This window comes from Ruegeria sp. YTSB088 (assembly GCF_059609825.1).
Window position 1 is genome coordinate 92,907 of sequence record NZ_JBXWMM010000004.1, and the last position, 26,346, is coordinate 119,252.

Here is a 26,346-nt window from a genome sequence, read left to right on the forward strand (position 1 = left end):
AACTTGTCACTCGCATGACCGCGCATTTCTGTTGATGCGCGCGGCCCTGTTTCATTGTTGCACCGAAGATCGTTTGACCATGAAAGCCTCGACTGCCTGTTGAGTTTCCGGTCGCAGGTTTCCAATTCCTTCATACGGCATACCTGTGGCAGGGCCAGTATCTGGATACAGCTCTTTTCTCGCCATGTGGCGTCCCAGTATACGGATGAACTCCTGCCCGCCCCACGCACCAACTTCGGTTGAAACCGGGTACTTTTCGTGCGTGTCGCGCATCACATCAAAGAAATCTGCAATGATCGCATTTTGACCCGGCCCGGGCAGGTTGAGCTTCAGCTTGTCCTTGACGATCGCCTTCGGAGTACTCACCGAATAGATAATCACATGATCACGCCGACCTTTGCTTTCATCTTGAAACAGGATCGAGGCAGATTGATCCACACCGTCAATCAACCGGTCTCGGGGAATATGCTGAACCGCGCCGCCGAACCGAGCCAGTGTCGTATAAAGATCAGACACATGAATAATGTTGTTGATCATGCTGTCTGGTTCAATCAGAGCCGGCCACCTTATGAAAGCGTCCACGCGAACCCCGCCCTCGGTCGTATCGCCTTTGCCTCCGCGATAGACCATTGGCGTAAAGCCGGATTCCGGTGAATACTTGGTGAAATGGCCGTTGTCGCCCATCAACACGACAATCGTGTTTTCCGCCACACCAAGCTTGTCCATGCGCGTGAAGATTTCACCCAAATACGTATCCAGCTCTTGCAGTTTGTCGGCGTACAGACCGCCATTCACGCTTTCCGGTCCGTCCCGTCCAGCCCGCGTGTTGTCCAGTGGGATCATCGGCCAGTACTGCAGGAAGAATGGCTCTGTGCCGCCAGCCAAGCGTTCCAGTTCAGCAAGGGTTTTGTCCTGAAAAGCTTGGTTCATCTCGTCATATTTGGCTGCGTTCCAACGTTCACCCGGTTCCATTCGGATTTCACGAACAGGTCCGCCGGCATTTCCTTCGATCACCGTGGCCATGGCCGATGCGTCGGGACGGAACCAGTCGTCGATCGTGTAATCGTCGTCGAAATCTGCAATTCCAACCGAAACCTGTTCGCGGATTGCATCGTCATTGAAAATCGTCAATTGACCCTGTTGATGAACGGCGTGCTGCGCATAGTCGAACCCCTGGTTCATTGCCCAGCTCTCGGCAATGTCACCCATGTGCCACTTGCCGACATGCGAGGTGGCATATCCTTCGGCCTTCAGAACCTCGGCAAGCGTCACTTCCTCTCCGGGCAAACCGAAACCGGCGATGTCGACGGTCGTATCACCCATTCCGATCCGAACCGGCAGACGACCGGTCGTCTGGGCCACACGGGTCGGGGTGCAGGATGGCTCTGTATACATGCGCACCATGCGCATCGCTTCGTCAGAGAAATCGTTGATGTTCGGCGTACTGATACCGCGTACCGCGTTCAATTCTGGGATACCCATATCCCCGAAACCGATGTCATCGACCAGAATACTTATGATGTTCGGAGGTTTGCCGCCGTTCTCTTCACGAAACGCCGCGAGAGCCTGATCAACGGCGGTATCATCCTGCTCCCAGGCATCCTTGTTCTGGGCCTGAAGGATATAGAATTCGGAATCATGCGCAATGGGTGCATTCTGCGCGTAGGCTGGTGCGCTGATCGCCAGAGAGCCGAGCAAAAAAAACTTTAGATCCATTTCTTTAGATATCCTTTTTTCTTGGGTTTTCTTCTCGCTCCAGACCCTGTGCGATAAGATCGTGGGCGACACTGGAAAGTGTCTGACCAGTAGACTCCGCAAGACGTGTGAGCCTGTGACGCTGTGAGGGTGTAAGAAGGGTCACGATCCGTTCGGACCGCACTTCCGCTTTCGGAAGCTGAGGGCGGCCACGTTTGGGTGAGGCAAGCGGATCGGGCAATTTCATTTGAACATATTCCTATGTTTCGACTAAGCTTTTCATGCAAACTACAGGGGAGAAATATTGGACCGCATCAAAAATTCGACAAAACAAGACTTGGCGCTGCCAGAAGCACCCCGGTTTTTTGAAGCCACTTTTCGGGATCCGAACCAGATCACCGCAATATCCAAATGGGATATGGACTTCCGTCAGATCGAAGACGGCGAAATGCAGGCGGATTTCGAAGTTAGGTCCAGCCCACTTATTTCCGTTGTAAAGTTTGGCTTCTCTCGGCGTGTGCACCAAATCGGCGCGTCTCCGAAAGGCCATCTCACGTTTGGCATCCCTACCCATTCAAAACTAACGGACTGGAAGGGTATCAGCATCAAAACACCACCGTTTCTGTCCTTCGGCAGCGGCGATGAGTTCGACTGTATCAGCGACAGCGGGTTCGGCGGATATACGATGACAGTTGAAACTGAGTATGCGATGGAAATTGTTGAAAAGTTGGGGATCGCAGCCTCTGATACAGAATTCGGGGCCTTTTTGTTACCTGCAACGCCACCTGATCGCTCAGCTGCGCTTCTGAACGACATTCAGGCTTTGTTGGCGAACCCAAGTTCGTCGGAACAGGGCGAAACCCATTTGATCGAGGAGTTGCTCCGGATCGCTTCGGGGGGCGGGGCGGATCGCAGAGAACCGCGGATTAACCGAAAAGCTCTGGCACTCTCTGCGGCAGTCGATCGGATGACGGCGACCCCGGACGAAAACGTCCCCATCAGCGAGATCTGCGGGGATATCAGTGTGTCATTGCGCACATTGGAACGCGCGTTCAACGAAAAATTCGGAATCGGCCCAAAGGCATATTACACGAGACTCCGCCTCAACTGGGTTCGTAGGTTGCTTGTGGAGCAGGGCAGCGAAATATCAATCTCCGACGCTGCAAACAGATATGGCTTTTGGCATATCGGACAGTTCTCACAGGATTACCGAAAATGTTTCGGCGAATTACCATCGGCTACTGTCGATTGAGCACCATTGTCTTTGTGTTGTCTGTGACCATGGCTTTTCATGACATCAAACCCAAAACGGCGTAAAAGTTCTGCAAGCCAGGCTCTGGCCGTATTCCTCTTCAGGCACGTGCGCCGTCATGATCTACAATGTCTTGCTCAACTCTCGCGACTTCGCCGCGGTTCAAAACCCGCTTACGCGTTCTATCAGCCAGTACATTGACACTGACCCGATCCCATACGCGGTCAAAACCGTGGCATTTCTACCTACTGGAAGTGCTACCAGCCGCCAGGCCGCCAAAAGCAAAGTCAAAGCAGCAATAAAACTCAGCTGCCCAGCTTCGACACCGAGGTTAAAGGCCAGCAATGCCGCGGGAATATCGTTGGAGGGCAGTCCGATGTCAGCCAAAGCCCCTGCAAAACCAAGGCCATGCAAAAGACCGAACCCGAAACAGACGATCCAGGGTTTCTGCTTTGACAGCCGGAACCGTCCTTCACCGCCTTTGACAATCTCCATCGCCAGAAACACGATGGACAGTGCGATAACGGCCTCGACCGGTGGTCCGGGAACATTCAAAACGCCAATCGTTGCCAACGCCAATGTTATTGAATGCGCAAGTGTGAACGCTGTTACTGCCCCCACAAGTTTCCACGGATCACGGACCAGAACAAACAGCGCGAAGACAAACAGAAGGTGATCCCAGCCTTCCAGTATGTGCTCGAAACCCAACTGAGAATATGCTGCAAACACTGACCATGTCGACTGTTCAGAAGGTATGATTTGAACACTGACATCCGGGGTAAAACGAAGCGTCGCAGGTTCAGCATCCAGAGGGTGTAAACGCACCAACACATCGTTTCTCTGGGTCTCAAGGCCTTCAATGGCAATGGGTTGACCCGCGATTTCCGCGTGGCACTCGACGATCCAGGATGAAATCCACGCTCGGCTGTCGGAAACAGGATCAGGGCCACGCGCCGGAGTGCAGCCATCTGGCAATATGGCGTCAATCGCCATCGGTTGACCATTCACATCAGGCTTTCGCCAATGAACGCTCCATGTATTGGAAGCGATTTGACGAATTTCCAGATATCCCGGATCAAGCGCATGCGCAGTGGCGAAATTTGCAGACCACACGAACAGCAGCGCAAACAGCAAGCAAATCGCGGCTCTCATTTGGCAGGGCCTGAAAGATCGGGCGCCACAATCTCGTAGTTTTCGGTAAGAGAATCGTATTGCGCTTGCGCCAGAGCTTCACTCATTTCCCGACGCCAATCCCGCAGCAACGCGTCGTGGATTTCAGCCAAAGGAGGTGTTTGACTGGGCTCGATAGCAACGACCTCAACAAGGTGAATTCCGTAACCTGACTGGATCGGCCCCGTCCACTGACCTGTTTCGACCTCTGTGATGCCTTTCGAAAAACCTCCTCCAAAGACCGACTCGATAACCCGCGTCGCGGACAAGGGCATTGACGCCGGCAGCAATGTCGAACCGCCCAAATCGGAAAAGTCTTGCTGCGCGCGCAGGGTGGCCAGTGCTTTCTCGATTTCGGCCTCTCCGGGTTTCTCTCCAAGAAAGACCTGATTAAAGGCAACCATGACAGGCGTTGCATAGCGTTCCGCGTTTTCCTGAAGAAATACCTCCAGAGCTTCGTCCTCCGGAACTACCGACGTTGCAATGGCTTCAGTCAGAAAGTCCATTTTTTGACTTAACCGGGTCCTTATCAAGGTATCTCCGCGATCCAGACCAAGCTTTCTTGCTTCCCTGACCAGAACCTCTTCCCGAATTGATGCACCGACCAAAGCTTCTAACTCCGCTTTACTTGGCGGGCGTTTCCACTGCGCTTTGAACCGAGCAGACAATAATGCGACGTCATTTTCGTCGATTGTTATCACCTCAAGATCTTCGACGGTCTCGTTGTCCGGTGCAACAATATCGAACCAAATAAAAAATGCCGTTCCAATCAAGAAAAAATGGAACAGAGGTTCTTTCAGTATTCGCATGGAGTCTCCTGCGTAAAACGTGCTCGGGTTCTACGTACAGATGCTGTCATCAACCGGTTGGGTTTTGCAAGAAAATGAGCAATCCAGGTGTTCCGGAAACGTGGTGAATTCGCCGAGGTGGAGATCACCGCCTCGGCTTTCAATTCGTTTGTTCAGCAGATCACTCTGCCGGTGTGTACCAGATCGGGGACGAATATGCGCGTTCCTGATGGGTAAGCACTGCATCCTCGGGCAATTCGATACCATACCTCAGTTTGTCGTACAGGATCCAACGCGGGGTCGGAATTTCGATGGCGCGGACATAATAAAATGCGCGCGCGTTCGGATCGAAGTCCGGGTCTGACCATACGGTGACAAGTTCGGCCGTTCCGATTGTGTTGGTCCAACTGGCGGTGTCCACGTCCACAGTGTTCCCGACCGCAGGGACCTTGCCGTTTTGATCAACTTCACGGTTATCCGACCACGCGACGTCATAGACCTTCTCCTGCATGACACCTTCGGAATCGAGCCATCCTTTTATCACTTGAACACGGTCCAGATTGGCACCAACCGGGTCGCGCAGGGCGGCGATCAGGAAGCTTGGCGCACCCTCACCCTCGCGCGGGCGCAGATCCGAGCCCATAGGCACCCCTTTGGTATAGCCAACATTGGCAAGGAAACGGGTTTCAACATCAGCGTCACTGAAATCCCATCCGCCAAAAAACCGCAGACCGATCCGGGGGCCGGTCGTTGCGTAGGTTTCGCGGCGCTTGAACGCATCAAAGATCGCCGCGCGCGTATTCTCGGTAGCCCAGACAGCCGTGTATCCGGAGGCGACGAGCAGGTCACCGGGAATTTCACCAAGGTCATTGGCTATGAACGGATGCTTGATACGCGAGGCTGAGGGCTCGACGCTGACGGATTTTCCAAAGAAATTGTCTTCTTCGGCGGTGGCCAAAGAGGTATGGCTGTCCGTCGCGCCGCCCATACCGAACTTGTATGGGTTCACGCCAAACTTTTCTTCCAGCATCAAACCGCGCTTCAGCGCCTCGCGAGCGTATTCACCAGCCAGCATGTCATCGGTCTTCAACTCGGTAATATCCAGATTGCCGACGTCCCAGTTCTCATAGTCCGCAAATTCGTCATCCGGGCTCAGGAAAGGGTGCGCTTCGCCGTCACCCTTGATTTGCGTGACCTCGTAATGGGGCTCCCATTTCGCGCGGGCCGCGACATATTCCTCGTCAACCTTGCCGCCGTGATACGTGTCTTCGGTTGGGAACATCCATCCGTTCGACAGGTTTCCGTTATGGGCAAAGGCCACTGCACGCCCCCCCGTTTTTTCCTGATACTCTTCAAGCCAAGCGTATAGCGCCTTTGGATCCGTATCACCGTAGGGAGGCTGCGTGACCGGTGGCACCATTTGAAGCGCCCTGATTGGCCCATCGCGCAGCATGACATTCCGGTGCAAGTTGAACCCTTTCGGCACCGAGGTCCATTCAAAGCCGATGAAAGCAGTAAAGCTGCCGGGATCATTGTGCCGCTCGGCCGCCAGGACAATGCTTTCCCAGGTAAACGCAAAAGCATCGGCACCTGGGCTGTACGCCTCCAACAGGACTTCTGGCAGTGTCATTTGCGAAAAATTGGTAATGATGTCGAAAGCTGCTTTACCGGCTTCTTCCCCGCCGGCTTTGTACCCCTCGTACCACTCCAGTCCTTTCGGATCAGAAAGAACGCCCGGCTTACCGGCCTGCAAATCCGGCGCAAACCCCATCAGATCTGTGTGATCCGTGAGAACCATCCAATCCAACGGTCGTGACAGTCTTACAGGTTGACCCGTTGAAGAAATGACCTGCTCACCCTTGGCGAAACGCCATGCCTCATCCGGTAATAAGGTGTTCCCGAAAGCACCCGCATCCAGCGAAAGCCCGGTGTGAAGGTGAGTGTCCCCCCATAATGGGCGTTCAGGAAACGTGCGTTGGGCGTAAGGGGAATAGGGCTGATCAGAAAACAATCCCTCAGCAGCATCTTCGCTGGGTACGGCGTCAGAGACAGCAGCAGCAGGGACCAATACGAGTGAGATTATGCAAGCAGATTTCCGAAACAAAGTGACCTCCCAGTTTAGGAATACTTAGCGGTGTGGGCGAATTTCATCGCGCCATTGTTATATTCCCATTTTCTTATATCACATTCTATCGACCAACAGGTTATTTTTTAATCTGAGAGCTGCAAACCGGCGCAATCAGGAAATTTGGCGCAAGCCGCTAAGGTGATCGCGAGTCGTGTTCACCTGATAAGACCCGTCGGATCACCTTATCTGATAGTAAAATGAAAGCTTCCGGCTGACGCCCCCAGGCGGGCGCGGGAAAGGTGCGGCGGTTCGAACCTGTTCTTTGGCTGCGCGCTCTATTTCCGGCGAGCCAGAGCTTTCAACGACATCAACCCAAGCCAACGAACCATCTGGGTCAATCTGGAAAAACACACGCGCATAGCCGCGACCGGCAACGTAAACGATTGGCGCTCGATTCAGATGAACAAGAACCTGACCTGCATAGTTCGTGCTGTCCGAGTTTCCCGGCCCCCGCCCGCCTGAACGGGTGCCGCCGCGGTTTTGTCGGAAAGCGTCGATACCCTCTCTTTGATACGTCGCCAGAGGTGATTCAATCGTTTGTTCCGGAAAGCGAAGAGCTTCAAAGTTATTCGTCGGATTCAATGCCCCGCGCAATGCAGGTTGCGGACGGCGGTCTGGAAGACGTGGCCGGAGTGACGAAACCACGGCCTGTTTGGATTCATTCGCTTCTGTATCGGGTATGGGCAGTTCGGCGTCTTCGTCTAAGGGTTCCGATGCTTCATCCGGTATCACAGGTTCAAGTGGTGGCGTGTTTTCCGGAGCATCCGGAACCACTTCAACCGGTAACGCGGCAATCTGTTGCTGTTCCTCGGTCACCGGTTCTTCAGCAGAAGTCGGCTCAACTGGAGCAACCGTCTCGCCAGCCGGCACCTCAGGTGTTTCGGCCACTGTTTCAGGCTCTGCGGAGGTGGCTCCGCCAGCCTCATCGGGTTCGCCCTTCTCCTCTTGGTTCTGTTCTACAGGTTCTACGATGACTTCATCCGGTGCCCTCGGCTGAATGATCGTTGAATCGCCGGTGTCCGGTGCGTAAGTCTCCTGCGGGTTCGGCGATGCAACGCGGGCATCGCTTGTCGGAATCTCCGCCTCTTGCGGCTGGGTTGGCGGCTCGACCGGGGGTGTCGGGGGCTCATTCGGCTCGGGCCGAACGGGTTCAATCCTGGTATCGGCAAACTCTTCGAACGCGTTGCTGAGGTCGATTGTGTCTGTGCTGTTTTCGTCCGAAGCCTGATTTGACAACTCTGGCACTGTAAAAATCAGGCCCATGAGATGCACCAGCACGGAAATCGAAATCGCAAAGATTGCGACGAAAACGGACCGCCTGATCATTCGAGAGCCTGTTCGGTCACCAGGAATACGGATGGCGCACCCAACCGGCGCAGACTGCTGGTGACCTCCATCAATCGAGGGGCCGACGCATCCCTGTCAGGAACGATCCGCACGGGTCCCGATTCATGCGCAGCCATGAAAGCTTCTGCCTCGATCGGATTGCCGCGAAAACTCAGCGTTCCGTCCCGATGAAGAACAAGCGCATCTGGCGGCTCACGGCCTTCAAGATCCGAAGTGTTCACCAAATTCAGATCAGGATCCAACGGCGGTGCGATGGTACCTGTAATAAGAAAAAAGATCAGGATCAGAAAGACGACATTAATCAGCGGAATGGTGGAATCTCGATTTCGACCGGGTCGGATGTAGCGGATCATTGCCTCACTCCAACACTCTGACCGTCAAACCTTCGCGCCCACGCAATGGAGCAAGCAGGTCCACAAGACGTTGCGCGGTTGTCTCAGGATCAAGGCTTACCAGAACCTGACCGGCTTGGACCTGATCCACCAATTCCTCAAGCGACAAGGGTTGACCGTTCAGGACCACACGTGCCGGACCAATTTGCACGAAAAGGCGCTCGGGCGGCTCAACGTCGGTTTTCCTGCCTGTGGCTGCGCTGCTCAACTCGATCTCGCTGAATCGCGAAAACGTCGAGGACAGCATGAAAAACAGCAAAAGCAGAAAGATCACGTCGATAAGAGGCGTCATCGACATGCGTCGCCGCACAAAAGGCGCAGTGTTACGCATGTTCTGGGGCGACCGGGACTTGTGCGGCCGCCTCTGTGCTTTGGATGGAATGACCCGGGACCAGAACCGTACGCAAAGCCTTGTCCGCAAAAACACGCTCGCGTGCGGTTCGACTTTCAAGCCAGGACAAAACCATCGATGTCGGCATCGCAACAGCCAGACCTACAGCGGTGGTTATCAGGGCCACCCAGATCCCCCCGGCCAAAAGCGATGGATCAACCGATGACCCCGCGGTTTGCAAGCTTTGGAAGGCACTGATCATACCCAGCACCGTACCAAAAAGACCCAGCAAAGGCGCCAGCTGCGCTACGGTGTCCAACAATCGAAAACCGCGTTCCAACCCGGCAAGCGCCAGACCCGCTTCGGCATCCAGCCGGTCATCGGCCCCGGGAACCCCCGTTGCGTTCATCGCCGCGCCTACAATGGGGGCAAGATAACTGCTGCTGTCCGCCAGTCTTGCACGTGCAGCACCTTGATCTCCTGCATCCCAGGCAGCCAGAGCTTCAGACAGCACCTTGTGTCGCCCGACACCGCAGGCTGCAAATTGCCAGAGCTTGTAGAGAGTGACCGCCAGCGTCAAAACCGACATTGCGATCAATATCGCCACAACTGGCCCGCCCAGTTCAAAAATCTCGCGAAGTGCGGCTAGAGGGCTCATCCCAACAACTCCATTTCCACCCTGCTGCTCAGCGTCAGGGTGCTGTCGCATATGTCGCTTTCGGAACCATCCACAACGCAGGAGCTTGCGCCGTTGATCAAGGCTTGCCCAACTGCGTCACATGCTCTGTTGGGAAGGTCGAACTGGCGCACCCTGGGTCGGCTGGCCGGCAAGTCGCGAAAATCGAACAGCGAGAGGTTCAAGACACCACCTTCGGTGTCGAAAATGACGGTTTCAAACACAGCGCCATCAATCTGCTGCCCGGTCTCATTCTTGACCAGAAACGTCAATCTGCACGCGCCGGCGACATCCTCAGCCGAGTTCAGTTCCACAAATAGTCGGGCAGAGGATTCGGCGCCAGATTGCGCAGATGCTGTGGACAGCAAACAGCCAGAAAACATGGCCGCGACAATAAGGCGAAGAAACAGCATGAACAGACTCCGTGTTGCAGCGCTGGAACAATAAGGCAGCGACCGTCAGCTTGCCCATCTGCGTTTCTACCTGAGGGGCATGTCACATTAAAGAACCGCGAATGGTGGCATAGAAAAAGGATCGTAGCGTGTGTTGATGTACATACACACACGGTAAGACATACGTTGCTCGATAAGAATTTCAACTCCGTCCAAGACTGCCCCGCGCATCAGCACAAGCAGGAAGATATTGTCGGGTCAAATCTGAAAAGCCAGCAACTCTCGCACTTTTTTGATACGGGTGCTTAACACGCAAAAAAGAAGCGAAACTGCGCCAAATCGGGTCATCATGGAAATGTGCCTAAAGCGCTGTTTGAAGGCCGTTTTCACATAAAACTTGCTTAGAATGCGAAAAGTCATGCATATTTGCCTATATTCCTGATGCTTATCAATAATAAAACTATGCTTTTTGAGGGGCAAATTTCGGGCACAGTGCAATTTGCACGTATCAAGACCCATTGGGGGAAGGGGCTCGAGTTTGTCGTTGTTAAAGATTATTCTGGTTTTATGCGTTGTCGTAATCATACCGTCGCAGACCATCGCCAACATTGGAAAAGTAATAAGCGTCAAACAGGGCGCTCACATCACGCGAGCGGGAAAAGCACAACCTGTGTATTCGGGAATGGAGGTTGTGTCGGGCGACGCACTCACCACTGATCGGACAGGCGTAATTCAAATCGTTTTTGTGGATGACACCAAGATTGCCATTGGCCCCAACGCGCGCATGGTGCTGGATGTGACCATGTTGCGAAGTAACCGCAAGGCCAAGAGCTTTGCTGTTCAGGCCTTGGGTGGCAGTTTTCGGTTTATTTCCGGGAAAAGCCGAAAGAGAGCCTACTCGATCAGGACTCCGTCGGCGACAATGGCCGTGCGCGGCACGACCTTCGACATGTGGGTCGTGTCGGAAAAACAAAGCGCGATGCTTGTCCTGCAGGGCACGGTCCGCATGTGCGGTAGCCAGGGCTCGTGCAGATCTTCGGGACGTCAATGCAGCATGTACGCAACAAGCGGAGACGGAGGTGTCGGTCAGCCTGCCGATCAGGCCCAATACGAACAAGCGCTGAAAAGCGGATTTCCCTTCATTGAGTCCCAGGAAGGACTGCTGCCCCCTTTGCAGGTGCGAGTCGAAGGGTGTTCAGGTGATGGAGCCCCCATACGGCGTGTCGAGCCTGACCGGTCGGAAGCCCGTAGAGACCCTCCTCAGCAGCGAGAAGCCCAGAATACGGGCGCCGGACCTTCGCCTTCCGCAAACAATGAACCGGAAAGAGAAGAGCCGGATCGCGAGGAGCCCGAACAGGAAGAACCTGAGCAGGAAGAGCCCGATAGAGAAGAACCGGAACCTGACGAGCCAGATCGGGAAGAACCTGAGCAGGAAGAACCCGAACAGGAAGAGCCCGAGCGGGAAGAGACTGACCTCTAATTGCTCAAGAACTGCTGTTGCGTACGCAGGCCCGGTTCCATTTATCTGGAGGATGGTGTGAGCGACAAGGTGCGGAAATCCAAGAATGGCCGATGGGCCTTCCGCCTCGTGGGGCTGTGCCTGATCCTCTTGGGTTGCATCATCCGAGCGTGGGACCCGTACCCCGTTCGAATGACGCGTCTGATCTATTTCGACGTTTTGCAACGACTGTCTCCGCGAGAGTTTAATCCCGAACTCCCCGTGCGCGTTGTGGATATCGATGAGGCCTCGCTTGCCAGCTGGGGGCAATGGCCCTGGCCCCGAACATTGGTTGCGCAGATGGTTCAAAATCTGGGTGACTATGGCGCCGCTACGATTGCTTTCGACATGCTGTTTGCCGAACCTGACCGGTATTCGCCATCTCACCTTCTGAACGACCCATCGCTGGCGGGTATTTTGACAGTGGAACGCCATGCCGAAAAGCTGGACAATGACGTCGTGCTGGGGATGGAAATGGCCTACTGGCCCGTGGTTCTGGGCGTGGCTGTGCGATTGTCAGCTGAAGGGGAACCCATTGCGGCTAAGGCCGGAATCATTGAATTCGGGGAAAACCCTACCGAGGGGCTGATCTCGGTCCCTCATTGGACGCCAATCGCGCCACCGTTGGGTCGGGCAGCTGCGGGTGTTGGTGGGGTCAATGTCTCACCCATCGGTGGAACCGGCATCGTGAGACGTGCACCGGTTCTTTGGAACGGTCCGGACGGTCCGCTGCCAAGCCTTGGAATCGAAGCCCTCAGGGTTGCCTTGGGTGAGACCAGTATTTTCGTGGAAGGCGCGCCTGACGAAGCAGGCATCATGCTGGCCGCCGAAATCGCCGGATATCGATTGCCTACAACCGAGAATGGCGAGCTTTGGCTGAAATACCGGCGGGACACCCCCGACCTCTACATTTCAGCCAAGGATGTTCTGGAAGGCTCGGAAAACCCCGAGCTGCGATCTGAAATCGAAGGCAGAATAATCCTGATCGGAACGTCCGCTGCCGGATTATTCGATATTCATCAGACGGCACTGGGCGAAAGCGTCCCAGGTGTTTCAATTCATGCTCAGATGATCGAACAAATCCTGACCGATGAAATGCTCAGCCGGTCCGACGTGACCGCAGCGCAGGAATTGCTGGCCTTTGCGTTTCTCGGGCTTGTCGTGATTGCCGTCATGTCCAGCTTTGGCGCCATTGCATCCTTTATCGCCGGTGGCATAGCAGCCGCTGCTGTTCTTGCCATCAGCTGGCTGGTTTTTCAAAACCAGTCGGTCCTTTTCGATGCCACCTTTCCCCTGATTGGAGGAATCGCAAATTTTGGTCTGCTGGCGGGGTATCTTTTCGTATCGACCGAGCGCGAAAAGCGCGAAATTCGAAAAGTCTTTTCGCATTACGTGGCCCCGGAAATCCTTGATGAAATGGAGAATACGGGTCACCAGCTGCAATTGGGCGGTGAAAGTCAGGAAATCACCGTATTGTTTTCGGATATCCGCGGTTTCACGGCTCTGTCCGAATCCGCAACGGCCACAGAACTTGTTTCGTTGTTGAATGCGCTGTTTTCCAAGCTTGGGGATCAGATCCTGCATGAGCGTGGTACGATCGACAAGTTCATCGGTGACGCCATCATGGCCTTCTGGAACGCACCTTTGCCCGTTGCCGACCATCCATGCCGCGCAGCGCTTGCCGCGCTCAGGATGCGGGGTGCTTTGGCACAATTCAATGCATCCGACATCATGCGGAACCGAAAGCCGATAGCGCTGGCAACAGGAATTGCCACAGGGCAGGCCTGCGTCGGCAACATAGGATCGCAGAAACGGTTCAACTATACAGTTATCGGAGATGTCGTGAATGTTTCGGCACGTATCGAACAATCCTGTCGAACAGTTGATTATGACATCGTCGTCTCAAACGGGGTTTTTCAAGCTGGACAAGATGACCTGGCGTTTCTGGAGGCAGGCCACGTTGATCTTAAAGGAAAAGCCAACCCTGAACCTGTTTTTGTTCTTGTAGGTGATTCCGCTTTGCGGAAGACCACTGCATTCCAAAATCTCCTTGCTCAGCACAGTGATTTGATCTCAGCGCTGAGAACCCGAAAGCCTCAGGGTGACATCGCGCGTTTGTTTCCGCGCTGCGAAAAACTCGCAGAAGATATCGAACCCGGATTGCGCCAGTTCTATCGCGCCCTGCCCGGTCGTGCAGCTGATTTCAGAACAGATTCACCATCAGGGGAAGCCATGTTCACCCGATACAATCAAAGGAAAGGATCTGGATAGGCGGCGTTCCGCCCCTGTTTAATCCGAAGCCTTTCGTTCCGTCCCATGCAAACAAACACATTCGTTCCGGGCGCGGTATGCATGGGGCCTTGCTGGCCAGATAGCAATTCTGGTCATAAACCGGAGCCGCAGGCTCGCGATACTCGCGTTCAACTTAGTTGCCCAACTCGTGACAGGTCACGATGAGCAACAAACCCACTCATGGAAGATCGCCATATTCGGACCCAAAAACGCCGACGTTGTGAAATGCTCAACTTTAACAAGGTGGCGTGGCAGGAAAAAAACCGCTGATTGAACTTTCAGATCTCACCACAAGGCCCGTGCGATGAATACCGCCTGACTTCGGCAACTCATAAAAAACCCAACACACAAACCCTTCATCATCGGTTGTTATTAGAGACGGGAACCCTGAGGGTCGAAGCGGAAGACCCTGCTCGGTGAATACCCAAACCGGATGCTCTGACCGGCCTCAACCTGATGCTGCCCGAACAGGCGTGCGGTGATCTGGTGATCCTGCATCATGGCAATCACGTTGGTGTCACCGCCCAAATGCTCGACATGGGTGACGTTTGCGACAACCGGGCCATCATCAGACAAAAACAGGTCTTCCGGGCGGATTCCCGTTGTAGTGTTTGCGCTTTCGCCAATCATGCTGGCGGGAAAGAAATTCATCGACGGCGCCCCAAGGAAACCGGCCACGAACTGGTTGGCGGGGTTGTTGTAAAGCTCCATCGGGCTGCCGACCTGTTCCACATGCCCGTCGCGCAGAACGACGATCTTGTCGGCAAGAGTCATTGCCTCGGTCTGGTCATGGGTCACGTAGATCATCGAAGCGTCAAGCTGCCGGTGCAGGTTCGCAATTTCCAACCGTGTATTCATACGCAGAGCCGCGTCGAGATTGGACAGAGGCTCGTCGAACAGGAACAGCTTCGGTTCCCGCACGATGGCGCGACCGATGGCGACGCGCTGGCGCTGACCACCGGACAGTTCGGAAGGATATCTGTCGAGGTAAGGTTCGAGGTTCAGCATCTTGCTTGCCCTGGCAACACGCTCTTCGATGACCTGCCTGCTCTGGCCCTCCTGTTTCAGCGCCAATGACATGTTCTTGCGCACGTTCAGGTGGGGGTAGAGAGCATAGCTCTGGAACACCATTGCGATACCGCGCTTTGAGGGCGGGGTGAGGTTCATGACCTCACCGCCGATGCACACGTCGCCCGACGTCACATCCTCCAACCCCGCGATGACACGCAGAAGGGTGGATTTACCGCAACCCGAAGGGCCGACAAAGACGACGAATTCGCCCTCGTCAACTTCGATGTTGATATCCCTGAGGACCTCGACGGTGCCGAAGGACTTGTTCACGTTTTGCAGCGTCAGGGCGGTCATATGCGTGCCTCTTTCAGCGAAATGGGTTGGCCTGTACGGATGCTTTCATCAGCGGCCAGGCAGATGGCCAGCGATTGCACCGCGTCGTTCATGTGGCGGGTCAGATCGATATCTTCGGCGATGGCGCGCAGCATATAGGCTTGCTCGGCGTCGCAGAGGTCCTGATGGCCGGGTTCATCGGGCAGGTCGATCGTCTGGTCACCTTCGGGGCGGTGAACCAGAAGACCGCCGACCTTAGTGTGACCGTCGATATCGGCCGATGCGCCCTTGTTGCCATCAGTGATCGAGACCGAGCCGTTGGGTGAGATGATATCTTTCACGAAGAACGCGGTTTCGGACATCATCGGGCCCCAGCCGGCTTCGTACCAGCCGAGCGAGCCGTCTTCGAAGACCACCTGGAACTGGCCGTAGTTATACATATCTTCGGAAATCTCGTCACTCAGACGCAGACCCATGCCATGCACGCGGACGGGATCGGAGTCGGTGATCTGGCACATCACATCGACGTAATGCACACCGCAATCGACGATAGGGGACGTCGTCTGCATCAAGGCCTTGTGCGTTTCCCATTCGGCCCCGCTGCTTTGCTGGTTCAGGTTCAGACGGAAGACATATGGTCCTCCGAGTTCGCGCGCCTCCGCGATCAGGCGCATCCAAGAGGGGTGGTGCCGCAGAATGTATCCGATCACCAGTTTCCGGTCAGTTTCCACTGCTTTCGCGACCACGCGTCTGGCGTCCGCAACCGTCGTGGACAGTGGTTTTTCAACAAAGACATGCGCGCCTGTTTCCATTGCGGCGCAGGCGAAGTCTGCGTGGCTGTCGGAATAGGTTGCGACGACGACCAGATCGGGGTTTGTCTCGGCCAGTGCCGCCTGAAAATCCGTATAGGCCGGATAGCCTGACAGATCGGTATGATCCACTCGACCTGAGCGGTTGACCAGTCCCACGAGCTGCGCTTCGGGGTGACGATGATGGGCCAAGGCATGGCTCAGGCCCATGTTGCCAAGACCAGCGATCAGAACCCGGGTCATTTGACAGCTCCTGAAGTGATGCCACGGATCAGCTGGCGCGAGAAGATAACGTAGAGCACCAAAACTGGCAGGATCGCCATGCTGAGTGCGGAAAGAACTGCGTTCCAGTCGGTGACAAACTGGCCGATGAAGACCTGGCTGCCCAGCGTCAGGGTTTTGGTCTCTTCAGCGGGTGCCAGAATCAGCGGGAACCAGAGATCGTTCCAGATAGGGATCATGTTGAAAACAGCGACGGTTGCCATGGCAGGCCGAACCAGAGGCAGCACCAACCGAAAAAAGATCGTGTATTCCGAAAGCCCATCGATGCGCCCTGCGTTCTTCAGGTCATCACTGACCTGGCGCATGAACTCGGAAAGGATGAACACGGCCAACGGCAAGCCCTGTGCCGTGTAGACGAAGATCAGGGCCCAGAGCGTGTTCACAAGCCCCGTTGCGACCATCATCTCCAGAATCGCCACTGTGCCGATGCGGATTGGGATCATGATCCCAAGTGCCAGATAGAGTCCCATCAACATGTTGCCCTTGAACCGGTATTCGCTGAGGGCAAAGGCCGCCATGGCACCGAACAGCAGGATAAAGGTCAGTGAAGCCACGGTGACGATCAGCGAGTTCTGAAAGTAGAGGAAGAAATCCCCCTGCTTCATCACCGTCTGGTAGCCGATCAGGGAAAAACTTTCGGCATCAGGCAATGCGAGCGGTTCGCGAAAGATGGCACGGCGCGTTTTGAAGCTGTTGATGATGATCACGAAAACCGGGAACAGGGCGATCAGAGTGTAAAGGATCAACGCTCCATGCATTGCGGCGGTATTCAGCGGATTCGAGCGTGCTTTGTTCATTGCAGAGCCCTCACAACTGATACCGTCGCATCCGGGTCTGGATGCCGAAAAGGTAAATGCAAACACCGACAAGGATGATGGCGAACATGGCACCGGCAATGGCGGACCCCATATACGGATCACCCAATTGCAGCTGGAAGCCAAAGAACGTGCGGTACATGAAAGTGCCCAGGATGTCGGTCGAAAAATCTGGCCCCGCCAGCGCGCCCTGAGAGACATAGATCAGATCGAATGCGTTGAAATTGCCCACGAATGTGAGGATCGAGATGATCCCGATCGAGGGCAGGATCAGCGGAAGTTTTATTTTCCAGAAAGCCGAAGCTCCGGTGATCCCGTCAATCTCGCCGGCTTCAAGAATTTCTTCAGGGATCGACAGCAGGGCCGCATAGATCAGCATCATCGGGATGCCGACAAATTGCCAGACCGAGACGAGCGCCAGAGTTGTCAGCGCGTATTCTTCCTTGCCTAACCACGGAGCAAACAGGGATTTCAGGCCAACAGCGTCCAGCATCGAGGGCGCAATCCCCCAAAGCGGAGACAGGATCAGTTTCCAGGCAAAACCCACGATCACGAAGCTCAGGATCGTCGGAATGAAAATGGCCGACCGGTACAGTGCGGCAAAGCGCAGCCTCGGGTGTGACAGGATCGCGGCCAGAGCGATTCCGATGGGGTTCTGCACCAGCATGTGGATCAGGAAGAACCAGAAGTTGTTGCCCAACGCATTCCAGAATTGCTCGGACCACAGCGGATCAAAGAACAAGGTTCGGAAATTCTCCAACCCCACATACACACGTGCCTGATCGACTTCGGTGAACAGCGCGAAGCGCAGTGTATTGAACAAGGGCAGGATCATCACCGCCGTGTAGACCAGCACCGCAGGTGCAAGGAAAACGACGATGTGCCAGCGTATGCGGCGCGTCTGCATGGGATTCTCCGGGGAAAAGTGTCGGGCGCGGCGCGATGGGCCGCACCCGGAGAGAGTGGTTCAGATGTTACTGATGCGGTGCGTACCAGCTGGCCAAACCATCTTGCAGTTTTTTGCCCAAAGCCTCAGAGCTTTCGGTGCCCTTGATGGCTGCAACGGATGCACCCCAGGTCTCGTTTTCAAGGTTGGGTGTGCCGCGTGACAGGATCTGATAAGTCGAACGGATGGTGCTCTCGCACTCATCCCGCCACCCGACGATTTCCTTGGCAAGAGGATCTTCCAATTCAACCGGGGTGTTGGAAAGAGGGAAGAAACCGGGAACCGCATTGCCGAAGATGCTGGCGAATTCGGGGCTTGCGACCCAGGCCAGGAACGTGCGGGCAGCCTCCTGGTTTTCGCTGGCAGCATTCAGGCCGATGCCGATATCGGTATGGTCCGAGATATAGCAGGTGTCACCGGCATTTTGGACCGGCGGCTTGAAGGCGCCCATCTCAAAATCAGCCTGTGTGTTGAAACCTGCAATCTCCCAGCTGCCTGCCGGGTAAATTGCGGCGCGGCCCAATGTGAACAGGTTCTGGCTGTCGGGATAGGTCTGCGCCTCATATCCGTCACCCAGATAATCGGCCCATTTCGCCAAAGTGGCAAAGGGCGCGACCCACTGAGGGTCGGTCAGTTTCTGCTCGCCCCTGATCAATGCCAGTCGGCCTTCTTCACCTTTCCAGTAGTTCGGGCCGATATTGTTATAGCCCATCGTTGCGGCTTCCCACTGGTCATTCGTGCCCATTGACATCGGTATATAGGTGCCGTCTTCCTTGATCTTGTCCAACACTTCAAAGAATTCTGCCTCGGTGGTCGGAACGTCCAGACCCAATTCGTTGAACGCGTCCTTGTTGTAAATGAAACCGTGGATCACCGATGCCATCGGAACACAAAAGCTGGCCGACGCATCGTCTGTCTGCCACGCGGATTTGGCAACGTCCGAGAAGTTGTTCATCGCATCCAGATCGGACAGGTCGGTCAGATGGCCTGCTTCGTAAAGCGCCAGAGAAGCATCGAACGGGCGGCAGGTGATCAGATCACCGGCGGATCCGGCTTCCAGCTTGGAGTTCAGAACGGCGTTGTACTCTGCCGGGGCTGAAGGCGAAAAAACAACTTTGATATCTGGATTGGCCGCCTCGAATGCGGGGATGATCTTTTCCTGCCAGAGAGCGAGGTCATCGTTGCGCCAGCTTTCGATTGTCAGCGTAGCGTCTTGCGCATAGGCGCTTGTGACCAGCGCCGTGCTCATCAGAGCCAGGCTCAGAACTTTGCGTTTCATTTGGTTTCTCCCAGGTTGCTATGTTCGTTATTTTCATTCAGCCGGTTCATCGCGTGACGCAGATGGCCATTCGTTTCAGCCAGTCGCTTTTGAGCATCCTCGGCCGATACGGCACCCGCGGCGACAAGTGCCGCGCATTTCAGGTTCCCATCCGCGGCCCTCAGGGCATCATCAGCACGTTCAGGTGATACGCCGGTCAGTTGGCACACGATTCCGTTGGCGCGTGCGCGCAATTTTTCATTGTCCGCCCGAAGATTGATCATCATGCCGTCCTGAATATGCCCAAGCTCGATGGCCATCAGCGTCGACAACGTATTGAGGGCTATTTTCTGCGCAGTACCCGCCCCCATCCGGGTTGAGCCCGAGATCAATTCCGGAGGGGTCGCAAGCAGAACGGCATGGTCCGCCAGTTGCAACAATTGCGAACCCGCATTGTTTGCAATCCCGATCACGGGCGCTCCCTTGTCGCGCGCCAGTTTCGCGGCTGCAACAGTGTAGGGTGTGGTGCCGCTGGCCGAGACCGCGATGAGCATATCATTGGCATGCATATCCGACATTTCACGTGCAAGCCCATCAACAGCGTCCTCTACATCCCCCGGCATGTCTGCTTTGGTCGGCATTCCACCGGCCATATGAATGCGGATCTGTCCCGAGGGGATTGAGAACGTTCCGCCAAGCTCCAGCGCGTCCGAGGCCGCCATGAGGCCGGAAGACCCCGCCGCAAGATATCGAAGCTTGCCGCCCGACCGGATCGTCTGGGCCATGGCCGTCGCCCCGCTGCAAATCGGACCAAGTGCATCAAGCACTGCCGTCGCCGCTGACACCTGCGACCGCGCCAGCAGGCTGGCCACTTCTGCCAGCGGACGGGTATCAAGCCCATGCGCATCCTGATGCAATTGTTCTGTCGCCGGCGTAATCAAGTGATTCTCCCCCAAGAACTCTCGATATCATACCTTTTAAATACCATTAGTCTACGATTTATTTTTTTTCATATTTTTGGGCATTTTAGCGCGATAATCGCCGCTTTGGTCGCAATTAGGACTTCAAAATACACAAAAGGTATTATAAAGGTCTTTATATGGTAAAGTCATCAAAACCCATGTTCCTGGCCGCCGACGGGGGTGGAACGCGCTGCCGCGTCGCCGCTTTTGTTGATGGCAAAACACACAGGGTCGAAGTTGGCGCGGCAAACGTGTCTACTGATTTCGACGCTGCTTGCATCGAGTTGCGGCGTGGCCTGGAAGCTCTGGCAGTTCAGACGGGCCGTTCGGCGGAGGAGCTTGCACGAGCGCCCACCTATCTGGGCTTGGCCGGGATAACAGGTGATGCGATCGCCAGAAAACTCGCAGCGGCATTGCCAATTCAGCACGTTCGGATCGAAGACGATCGTGCAGCAGCTTTGCGCGGAGCATTGGGGGCCAGAGACGGGTTTGTCGCACATTGCGGCACCGGTTCTTTTGTCGCAATGCAAAGGGGTGGCGTGATGAAGCTTGCCGGCGGATGGGGTCCTGTTCTGGGCGATCAGGCTTCCGCGCAATGGGTTGGCAAACGGGCGCTGGCCAAGACGCTGGAGCACACAGACGGTATGACCGGCCCTTCAGAATTGGCGCAGGATCTGCTGTCTCGATTCGGCGATGCCGCGGGAATTGTACGGGCCGCCGCTGACATGACGCCATCTGACTTTGGCGCCCTCGCCCCGCTTGTGACCGAGCTTTCCAATCGCGGGGACGATTTGGCCAGATCAATCCTGCGGGACGGTGCGGACTATCTGATCGAGGTGATGAAGAAAATGGGCTGGAACGTTGGCCTGCCCGTTTGTCTGACCGGCGGAATCGGCCCCCTTTACGCGCCGCACCTGCCTTCAGACATGCAATCTGTTCTGGTCCAGCCTGCGGGCGATCCACTGTCCGGCGCACTTGCATTGGCACAGGCGTATCTGGAGGAAATCGAACATGAGCGTAGCTGATTTCCTGCGGCCCGAAGGATGGTTGGGGCAAAGCTCGGGCCCGCGCTATGTACAGCTCCGTCAGCGCCTCGAACAAGGGATTAAGGACGGTATCCTGCCTCCCAACAGTTCACTGCCCCCCGAAAGAGAAATCGCCGAGATCACCGACCTGTCGCGTGTGACTGTGCGCAAGGCCATTCATGAATTGGTGCGCAAGGGTGCAATCGAACAACGGCAGGGGTCTGGTTCTTTTGTTCGGGAACCCGTGGCGAAAGTTGAACAGTCGCTGTCCCATCTGACATCTTTCACCGAAGACATGGAGCGGCGCGGGCTCAAGACGACCTCGACATGGCTGGAGCGTGGGATTTTCCTGCCATCCCCGGAAGAAATGATGGCATTGGGCTTGTCGGCAAACGAACAGGTTGCACGTATCTACCGCCTGCGAGAGGCAGGAGGACGCCCGATGGCGTTGGAAAAAGCGGCCCTTCCGCTGGATATCCTGCCAAACCCCACTGAAGTGACGGGGTCGCTTTACTCTGTTCTTGAACAATCTGGTCTGCGACCGGTGCGCGCTATCCAGAAAATCTCGGCCATCAACCTTGAAGCGCCCGAGGCAGAGCTTCTGGACGTTGCGGAAGGTACGGCCGGGCTTCGGATTCAACGCACCTCATATCTGCAAAGCGGGCGGGTCGCTGAATTGACCCGCTCGATCTACCGCGGTGATGCCTATGACTTCGTGGCTGAGCTGCGCCTGTCAAATTGAAAGCCTGGGAAAATGTCTGACACAACCACTCAAATGCGGCAGGAGATCAATGAGATTCCCGACGCCGTAGACCGCCTTCTGACCGAGGGCGCAGATTTGATCGCGCAAACCGCCAACGAGATCCAGACCCGCAACCCGCGGTTTCTGATCTCGGTGGCGCGCGGATCCTCGGATCATGCCTGCAGCTTTCTGAAATACGCCTCGGAACTGCTACTTGGCTTGCCGATGGCTTCGGTCGGACCGTCGGTCAAGTCTATCTACGGTGTCGACATGCACTGCGAGGATGCGATCTGCATCTCTGTTTCACAATCCGGCCAGAGCCCGGATATCGTGCAACTCACGCAGTCGCTCACATCCGGCGGAGCTTACTCGGTCGCGATCACGAACAACACTGCCTCTGCACTGGCCGACGCAGCCACGGCAACGCTGCCAATTCACGCGGGCCCCGAACTGAGCGTGGCGGCGACGAAGACATTCGTGACGTCTCTGGTCGCCGGGTTGTGGTTGATTGCGCAGGTGAAGCGCGATGATCATTTGTTACGCGCCATCCATGGGCTGCCGGACAGTTTGTCGACTGCAATTGCCTGCGACTGGAGCGCCGTGGCGGACGCGGTGGATGGTCGCTCTTTGTTTACACTGGGGCGCGGCATGTCTTTGGCAATTTCCAACGAAGCCGCGTTGAAATTCAAGGAAACCTGCCAGATTCACGCGGAAAGCTATTCGGCAGCCGAGGTTCTGCACGGCCCTGTTTCCATCGTGGATCAGGGCTTTCCTGTGCTTGCCTTGTCGTCCGGGGATGCAGCAGAGGACAATCTGGCTGAAGTTGCAGACGCACTGGCGTCCAAAGGCGCTGTGGTTTTCGCCACAACCGGCCGCGTGAAACACGCAACAGAACTGCCGCATGTCCGAACGTCCCATTGGATGACGGACCCCATACCAACAATTGCGTCGTTTTATGGAATGGTGGAGAAGGTTGCCACACAACGAGGGATTGACCCGGACACACCACGCCATCTGAAAAAAGTAACGGAAACGGTATGACCAGTTCTACCATCACCTTTGCGGGCGGCCCGATCTTCGATGGCACTGAATTGCGTGAAGGATACGCCGCACGGTTCAGAAACGGGCTGTTGGATGCGTTGGTCCCCTTGGACCAGATAGCGCATGAAGACCAGATCGAGGATCTGCATGGCGACATCCTCAGCCCTGGCTATGCTGATCTGCAGGTGAACGGCGGTGGTGGCGTGATGTTCAACGACGATCCATCTGTTCAGTCACTGACCCAAATCGCACGTGCTCATCGCGCGCTGGGTGCGATGAGCATCCTGCCCACCCTGATCACTGACACGGCCGAGAAAACCCGAGCCGCTATTGATTCCGCCATCAAGGCCGTTCAGACTGGTGTTTCCGGTATTGCGGGCCTGCATCTGGAAGGTCCTCACCTGTCTGAGCGGCGCAAGGGCGCACATGATGCTGCGATGATCCGCCCGATGCGGCAAACCGACCTGGAAACTTTGATCGATGCTGCAAAACACCTGCCTGCGTTGATGGTGACGCTGGCGCCCGAAAGTACAACACTGCAGCAAGTTGAAGCATTGAAGCGCGCAGGGGTGATCGTCTCTTTGGGCCACACGGACGCGCCTTTTGAGACCTGCCTGGCGTTCTCAAGGGCCGGGGCGCAGTGCGCAACGCATCTGTTCAATGCGATGAGCCAGCTTGGCAGCCGAGAACCCGGACTGGTTGGCGCGGCGCTATCCTGCGGATCGCTATCGGCGGGCTTGATCGCGGATGGTATCCACGTTCATCCCGACACAATGCGGATTGCCTGGGCCGCCAAGCGCGGACCTGGGCGGATTTTTCTTGTCAGCGATGCGATGGCGGTCGCTGGCACGTCACTGGCGGAGTTTCAGTTGGAAGGGCGCCCCATCCGGCGGGAAAACGGCAGGCTGACGTTAGAGGATGGCACTCTGGCCGGCGCCGATTTGTGTCTGACAACAGCGGTACAGGTTCTGACGGACCAAGCGGAGATCCCGTTTCAAGAAGCACTCGCAGCAGCAACAAGCGTTCCGTTAGCGATGATTTCCGGCAAGAGTACAGGACAAAAGCCAGCGCTCTCGCAGATGATACTGATTTCCCCGGATTTGTCCCGGGTCAGACCTGTGCAACCCTGATCACTTCCGGAGCCAACAAAATCGCATGTTCCAAGAATGAAACGGATGAACTGAACGTCCAGCCCGCGTAACATTCAGCCGATTTCCGACTGGACCAAACTGGCGTGAGACGGGTTGATAACAAGATCGGCGTCAACCGGCCCAAATCATCGTTGATCCGACCGGTCGTGCAGCGCGTGCGCGATGTCAGCGCTGCGTGCGTTTACTGGCGGCCAAATTTTGATTTTTCAAAACTTCGCGAATAGAGCTGTCACCTTTTTGCGGGTGGTCCGCACCGATCTCTCAGCGCATATTTCAGACATAGGACATTTTTCAGGAGCATGCATGACCGCCAAGTATTTTTCGCCACACGGTGGGCATCCTGGTCAGGAGCAATTGCTGACTGACCGCGCCGTATTTACTGACGCTTATGCAGTGATCCCAAAGGGAACGATGCGGGATATCGTGACCAGTTTTCTGCCGTTTTGGGAAGACACCCGCTTGTGGGTGATATCACGCCCGCTAAGCGGCTTTGCAGAAACCTTTTCGCAATACATCATGGAAGTTCAACCCGGCGGTGGCTCTGACCGACCCGAGACCGATCCCGAAGCCGAAGGCGTTTTGTTCGTGGTCGAAGGCACAGCGACCTTGACTGCCGACGGCACAACCTATGAGCTGACGCCCGGCGGCTATGCCTACCTGCCCGCTGAATGCAATTGGACCTTACGAAACCGAGGCGGCGAAATCCTGCGGTTCCATTGGATTCGAAAGGCTTATGAAGCGGTAGAAGGGCTTGACCGCCCAGACGTTCTGGTTCTCAACGAAAACGAGATCACGCCGACGCCGATGCCCGGAACGGACGGCAAATGGGCCACGACTCGCTTTGTCGACCCAAGTGACTTGCGGCACGATATGCACGTGACCGTGGTGACTTTCGAGCCCGGCGCCGTCATTCCTTTCCTTGAAACACATGTGATGGAACATGGTCTGTATGTTCTTGAGGGAAAGGCCGTTTACAGGCTGAACAATGACTGGGTAGAGGTCGAGGCCGGCGATTACATGTGGTTGCGCGCGTTCTGCCCACAGGCCTGTTATGCAGGTGGCCCGGGTAAGTTCCGTTACTTGCTATACAAAGACGTGAACCGCCATATGGCACTGCGGCCAGGTCCAGCCGCTTACCCGCAGCACCGGCGTCTCAGGACAGCGGCGGAGTAATAGTCCCGCCGATGGCCAGAGTTAACTGATGCGCCGCCTCGATGACGGGGCGGCTTAGTCGCTGAATCTCGACTTCGCTGACGCGACTTGTCGGTCCGGACACTGAAATCCCGGCAACCGCCTCTCGGTTGGTATCGAAGACCGGCGCAGCAATGCACCGCATTCCCGCGTTCTTTTCTTCGTTGTCTATCGAGAAGCCTTGTACCCGAACCATGGCAAGATCTTCTTTCAGCGCGGTCGGGCTGGTAATCGACCTGTCCGTGAAGGCCTGTAGTTCTGTCTTGGCCAACAGCCGGTCCAACCGATCTTCATCCATATATGCCAACAAAGCTTTCCCGATGCCCGACGCGTGCATCGGAGAAAGCGTGCCCGGAGGGAAAAACGCGCGAATGCTGGCATGGGTTTCCACCTGGCTCAGGAATAATACCATTCCTTCTTTCTCGACCCCCAGGTTTGCGGTCTCGCCGGTGGCCTCCATCAGCTTTCGCATCACGGGTCGGGCCCGGTCCACAAGGCTGGTGCGACGCAGGAAGCGCGAGCCGATTACGAACGCACGAGGACCGATGTGCCAGACCTGCTCGTCGTGATCGAACTCGACAAGGCCCCTGCCCTCAAGTGTAACGAGTATTCGGTAAACTGTGGCGGGCGACTGGCCCATTTCGTCGGATAGCGCGGTTAACGCCTTGCCCTGCGCTTCACTCAAATACTCAAAAACTTCCATCGCACGGTCGAGAGACTTGATCGTGTTTTGCGCTGTCTTGTCGTCCCATCCCCTTGGTCTTCCACGGGCTTTTCTGCGGACTTCGCGAGTATTGTCTTGAGAATCCATAAAAACCC

Annotated in this window: 25 protein-coding genes; 8 read left to right on the forward strand and 17 right to left on the reverse strand. The window is 55.8% G+C overall.

The window, feature by feature from the left end; all coding sequences use genetic code 11:
• Window positions 1-51: 51 nt before the first annotated feature.
• On the reverse strand, window positions 52-1,716 hold the full coding sequence (locus AC2FFA_RS07900; RefSeq protein WP_496850978.1) for a sulfatase-like hydrolase/transferase: 1,665 nt from the start codon (window positions 1,714-1,716) through the stop codon (window positions 52-54).
• Window positions 1,717-1,720: 4 nt separating this feature from the next.
• Window positions 1,721-1,942, reverse strand: coding sequence for a hypothetical protein (locus AC2FFA_RS07905; RefSeq protein ID WP_117873753.1), 222 nt, complete (start codon window positions 1,940-1,942; stop codon window positions 1,721-1,723).
• A 57-nt stretch (window positions 1,943-1,999) separates the two neighbouring features.
• Here AC2FFA_RS07905 and AC2FFA_RS07910 point away from each other — a divergent pair, with 57 nt between their 5' ends.
• Window positions 2,000-2,947, forward strand: coding sequence for a helix-turn-helix domain-containing protein (locus tag AC2FFA_RS07910; protein WP_496850981.1), 948 nt, complete (start codon window positions 2,000-2,002; stop codon window positions 2,945-2,947).
• A gap of 162 nt (window positions 2,948-3,109) precedes the next feature.
• Here AC2FFA_RS07910 and AC2FFA_RS07915 read toward each other — a convergent pair whose 3' ends face one another.
• The 8 genes from AC2FFA_RS07915 to AC2FFA_RS07950 all read right to left on the reverse strand — a co-directional run bounded on the left by AC2FFA_RS07915 (window position 3,110) and on the right by AC2FFA_RS07950 (window position 10,192).
• On the reverse strand, window positions 3,110-4,099 hold the full coding sequence (locus AC2FFA_RS07915) for a HupE/UreJ family protein (protein ID WP_496718427.1): 990 nt from the start codon (window positions 4,097-4,099) through the stop codon (window positions 3,110-3,112).
• The gene (locus tag AC2FFA_RS07920; RefSeq protein WP_496850983.1) at window positions 4,096-4,926 is read right to left on the reverse strand and encodes a peptidyl-prolyl cis-trans isomerase; all 831 of its coding nucleotides are present in this window, start codon (window positions 4,924-4,926) and stop codon (window positions 4,096-4,098) included. The genes AC2FFA_RS07915 and AC2FFA_RS07920 overlap by 4 nt, the downstream gene beginning before the upstream one ends.
• Before the next feature lie 160 nt (window positions 4,927-5,086).
• A complete protein-coding gene (locus AC2FFA_RS07925; RefSeq protein WP_496850985.1) occupies window positions 5,087-7,009 on the reverse strand; it encodes a DUF3604 domain-containing protein in 1,923 nt (640 codons plus the stop codon).
• A 201-nt stretch (window positions 7,010-7,210) separates the two neighbouring features.
• Window positions 7,211-8,359 (reverse strand): energy transducer TonB family protein, encoded by a 1,149-nt coding sequence (locus AC2FFA_RS07930; protein ID WP_496850987.1) that lies wholly within the window; start codon window positions 8,357-8,359, stop codon window positions 7,211-7,213.
• A complete protein-coding gene (locus AC2FFA_RS07935; RefSeq protein WP_496850989.1) occupies window positions 8,356-8,733 on the reverse strand; it encodes an ExbD/TolR family protein in 378 nt (125 codons plus the stop codon). The genes AC2FFA_RS07930 and AC2FFA_RS07935 overlap by 4 nt, the downstream gene beginning before the upstream one ends.
• Before the next feature lie 4 nt (window positions 8,734-8,737).
• Window positions 8,738-9,070 carry an ExbD/TolR family protein gene (locus AC2FFA_RS07940; RefSeq protein ID WP_496850991.1) on the reverse strand — a complete coding sequence of 111 codons (333 nt, stop codon included), beginning with the start codon at window positions 9,068-9,070 and terminating at the stop codon, window positions 8,738-8,740.
• A 25-nt stretch (window positions 9,071-9,095) separates the two neighbouring features.
• Window positions 9,096-9,761 carry a MotA/TolQ/ExbB proton channel family protein gene (locus AC2FFA_RS07945; protein WP_496718419.1) on the reverse strand — a complete coding sequence of 222 codons (666 nt, stop codon included), beginning with the start codon at window positions 9,759-9,761 and terminating at the stop codon, window positions 9,096-9,098.
• Window positions 9,758-10,192, reverse strand: a complete 435-nt coding sequence (locus AC2FFA_RS07950) for a hypothetical protein (RefSeq protein WP_496850993.1) — start codon at window positions 10,190-10,192, stop codon at window positions 9,758-9,760. Before AC2FFA_RS07950 ends, AC2FFA_RS07945 begins: the two co-directional genes overlap by 4 nt.
• Before the next feature lie 517 nt (window positions 10,193-10,709).
• On the opposite strand from AC2FFA_RS07950, the gene AC2FFA_RS07955 reads away from it, so the two are divergent.
• Window positions 10,710-11,651, forward strand: a complete 942-nt coding sequence (locus AC2FFA_RS07955) for a FecR family protein (protein ID WP_496850995.1) — start codon at window positions 10,710-10,712, stop codon at window positions 11,649-11,651.
• Between the two features lie 57 nt (window positions 11,652-11,708).
• The gene (locus AC2FFA_RS07960) at window positions 11,709-13,940 is read left to right on the forward strand and encodes a CHASE2 domain-containing protein (protein WP_496850997.1); all 2,232 of its coding nucleotides are present in this window, start codon (window positions 11,709-11,711) and stop codon (window positions 13,938-13,940) included.
• 393 nt (window positions 13,941-14,333) lie between these two features.
• Here the strand turns inward: AC2FFA_RS07960 and AC2FFA_RS07965 are convergent, their stop codons facing one another.
• The 6 genes from AC2FFA_RS07965 to AC2FFA_RS07990 all read right to left on the reverse strand — a co-directional run bounded on the left by AC2FFA_RS07965 (window position 14,334) and on the right by AC2FFA_RS07990 (window position 20,356).
• On the reverse strand, window positions 14,334-15,326 hold the full coding sequence (locus tag AC2FFA_RS07965; protein WP_299897337.1) for an ABC transporter ATP-binding protein: 993 nt from the start codon (window positions 15,324-15,326) through the stop codon (window positions 14,334-14,336).
• Window positions 15,323-16,357, reverse strand: a complete 1,035-nt coding sequence (locus AC2FFA_RS07970; protein ID WP_496850999.1) for a Gfo/Idh/MocA family protein — start codon at window positions 16,355-16,357, stop codon at window positions 15,323-15,325. Before AC2FFA_RS07970 ends, AC2FFA_RS07965 begins: the two co-directional genes overlap by 4 nt.
• Window positions 16,354-17,193 carry a carbohydrate ABC transporter permease gene (locus AC2FFA_RS07975; RefSeq protein ID WP_117873776.1) on the reverse strand — a complete coding sequence of 280 codons (840 nt, stop codon included), beginning with the start codon at window positions 17,191-17,193 and terminating at the stop codon, window positions 16,354-16,356. Before AC2FFA_RS07975 ends, AC2FFA_RS07970 begins: the two co-directional genes overlap by 4 nt.
• Before the next feature lie 10 nt (window positions 17,194-17,203).
• The gene (locus tag AC2FFA_RS07980) at window positions 17,204-18,118 is read right to left on the reverse strand and encodes a carbohydrate ABC transporter permease (protein WP_299897342.1); all 915 of its coding nucleotides are present in this window, start codon (window positions 18,116-18,118) and stop codon (window positions 17,204-17,206) included.
• Window positions 18,119-18,185: 67 nt separating this feature from the next.
• Window positions 18,186-19,436 (reverse strand): ABC transporter substrate-binding protein, encoded by a 1,251-nt coding sequence (locus AC2FFA_RS07985; RefSeq protein WP_299897344.1) that lies wholly within the window; start codon window positions 19,434-19,436, stop codon window positions 18,186-18,188.
• Window positions 19,433-20,356: an N-acetylmuramic acid 6-phosphate etherase gene (locus AC2FFA_RS07990; protein WP_496851002.1), complete on the reverse strand. Its 924-nt coding sequence runs from the start codon at window positions 20,354-20,356 to the stop codon at window positions 19,433-19,435. Before AC2FFA_RS07990 ends, AC2FFA_RS07985 begins: the two co-directional genes overlap by 4 nt.
• A gap of 158 nt (window positions 20,357-20,514) precedes the next feature.
• On the opposite strand from AC2FFA_RS07990, the gene AC2FFA_RS07995 reads away from it, so the two are divergent.
• From AC2FFA_RS07995 to AC2FFA_RS08015, 5 genes are all read left to right on the forward strand, one after another.
• The gene (locus AC2FFA_RS07995; protein WP_496851004.1) at window positions 20,515-21,402 is read left to right on the forward strand and encodes a glucosamine kinase nucleotide-binding domain-containing protein; all 888 of its coding nucleotides are present in this window, start codon (window positions 20,515-20,517) and stop codon (window positions 21,400-21,402) included.
• Window positions 21,389-22,144, forward strand: a complete 756-nt coding sequence (locus AC2FFA_RS08000) for a GntR family transcriptional regulator (RefSeq protein ID WP_496851006.1) — start codon at window positions 21,389-21,391, stop codon at window positions 22,142-22,144. The genes AC2FFA_RS07995 and AC2FFA_RS08000 overlap by 14 nt, the downstream gene beginning before the upstream one ends.
• Window positions 22,145-22,156: 12 nt before the next feature.
• Complete coding sequence (locus AC2FFA_RS08005; RefSeq protein ID WP_117873788.1) at window positions 22,157-23,185, forward strand: SIS domain-containing protein; 1,029 nt, start codon at window positions 22,157-22,159, stop codon at window positions 23,183-23,185.
• Window positions 23,182-24,315 carry an N-acetylglucosamine-6-phosphate deacetylase gene (nagA, locus tag AC2FFA_RS08010; protein ID WP_496851009.1) on the forward strand — a complete coding sequence of 378 codons (1,134 nt, stop codon included), beginning with the start codon at window positions 23,182-23,184 and terminating at the stop codon, window positions 24,313-24,315. Before AC2FFA_RS08005 ends, nagA begins: the two co-directional genes overlap by 4 nt.
• Before the next feature lie 324 nt (window positions 24,316-24,639).
• Window positions 24,640-25,509, forward strand: a complete 870-nt coding sequence (locus tag AC2FFA_RS08015; RefSeq protein ID WP_299897355.1) for a bifunctional allantoicase/(S)-ureidoglycine aminohydrolase — start codon at window positions 24,640-24,642, stop codon at window positions 25,507-25,509.
• On the opposite strand, the gene bhcR is transcribed toward AC2FFA_RS08015, so the two are convergent.
• Entirely contained in the window at window positions 25,490-26,338 is an 849-nt protein-coding gene (gene bhcR, locus AC2FFA_RS08020) for an HTH-type transcriptional regulator BhcR (protein ID WP_496851011.1), read from the reverse strand. The genes AC2FFA_RS08015 and bhcR overlap by 20 nt on opposite strands.
• Window positions 26,339-26,346 lie beyond the last annotated feature (8 nt).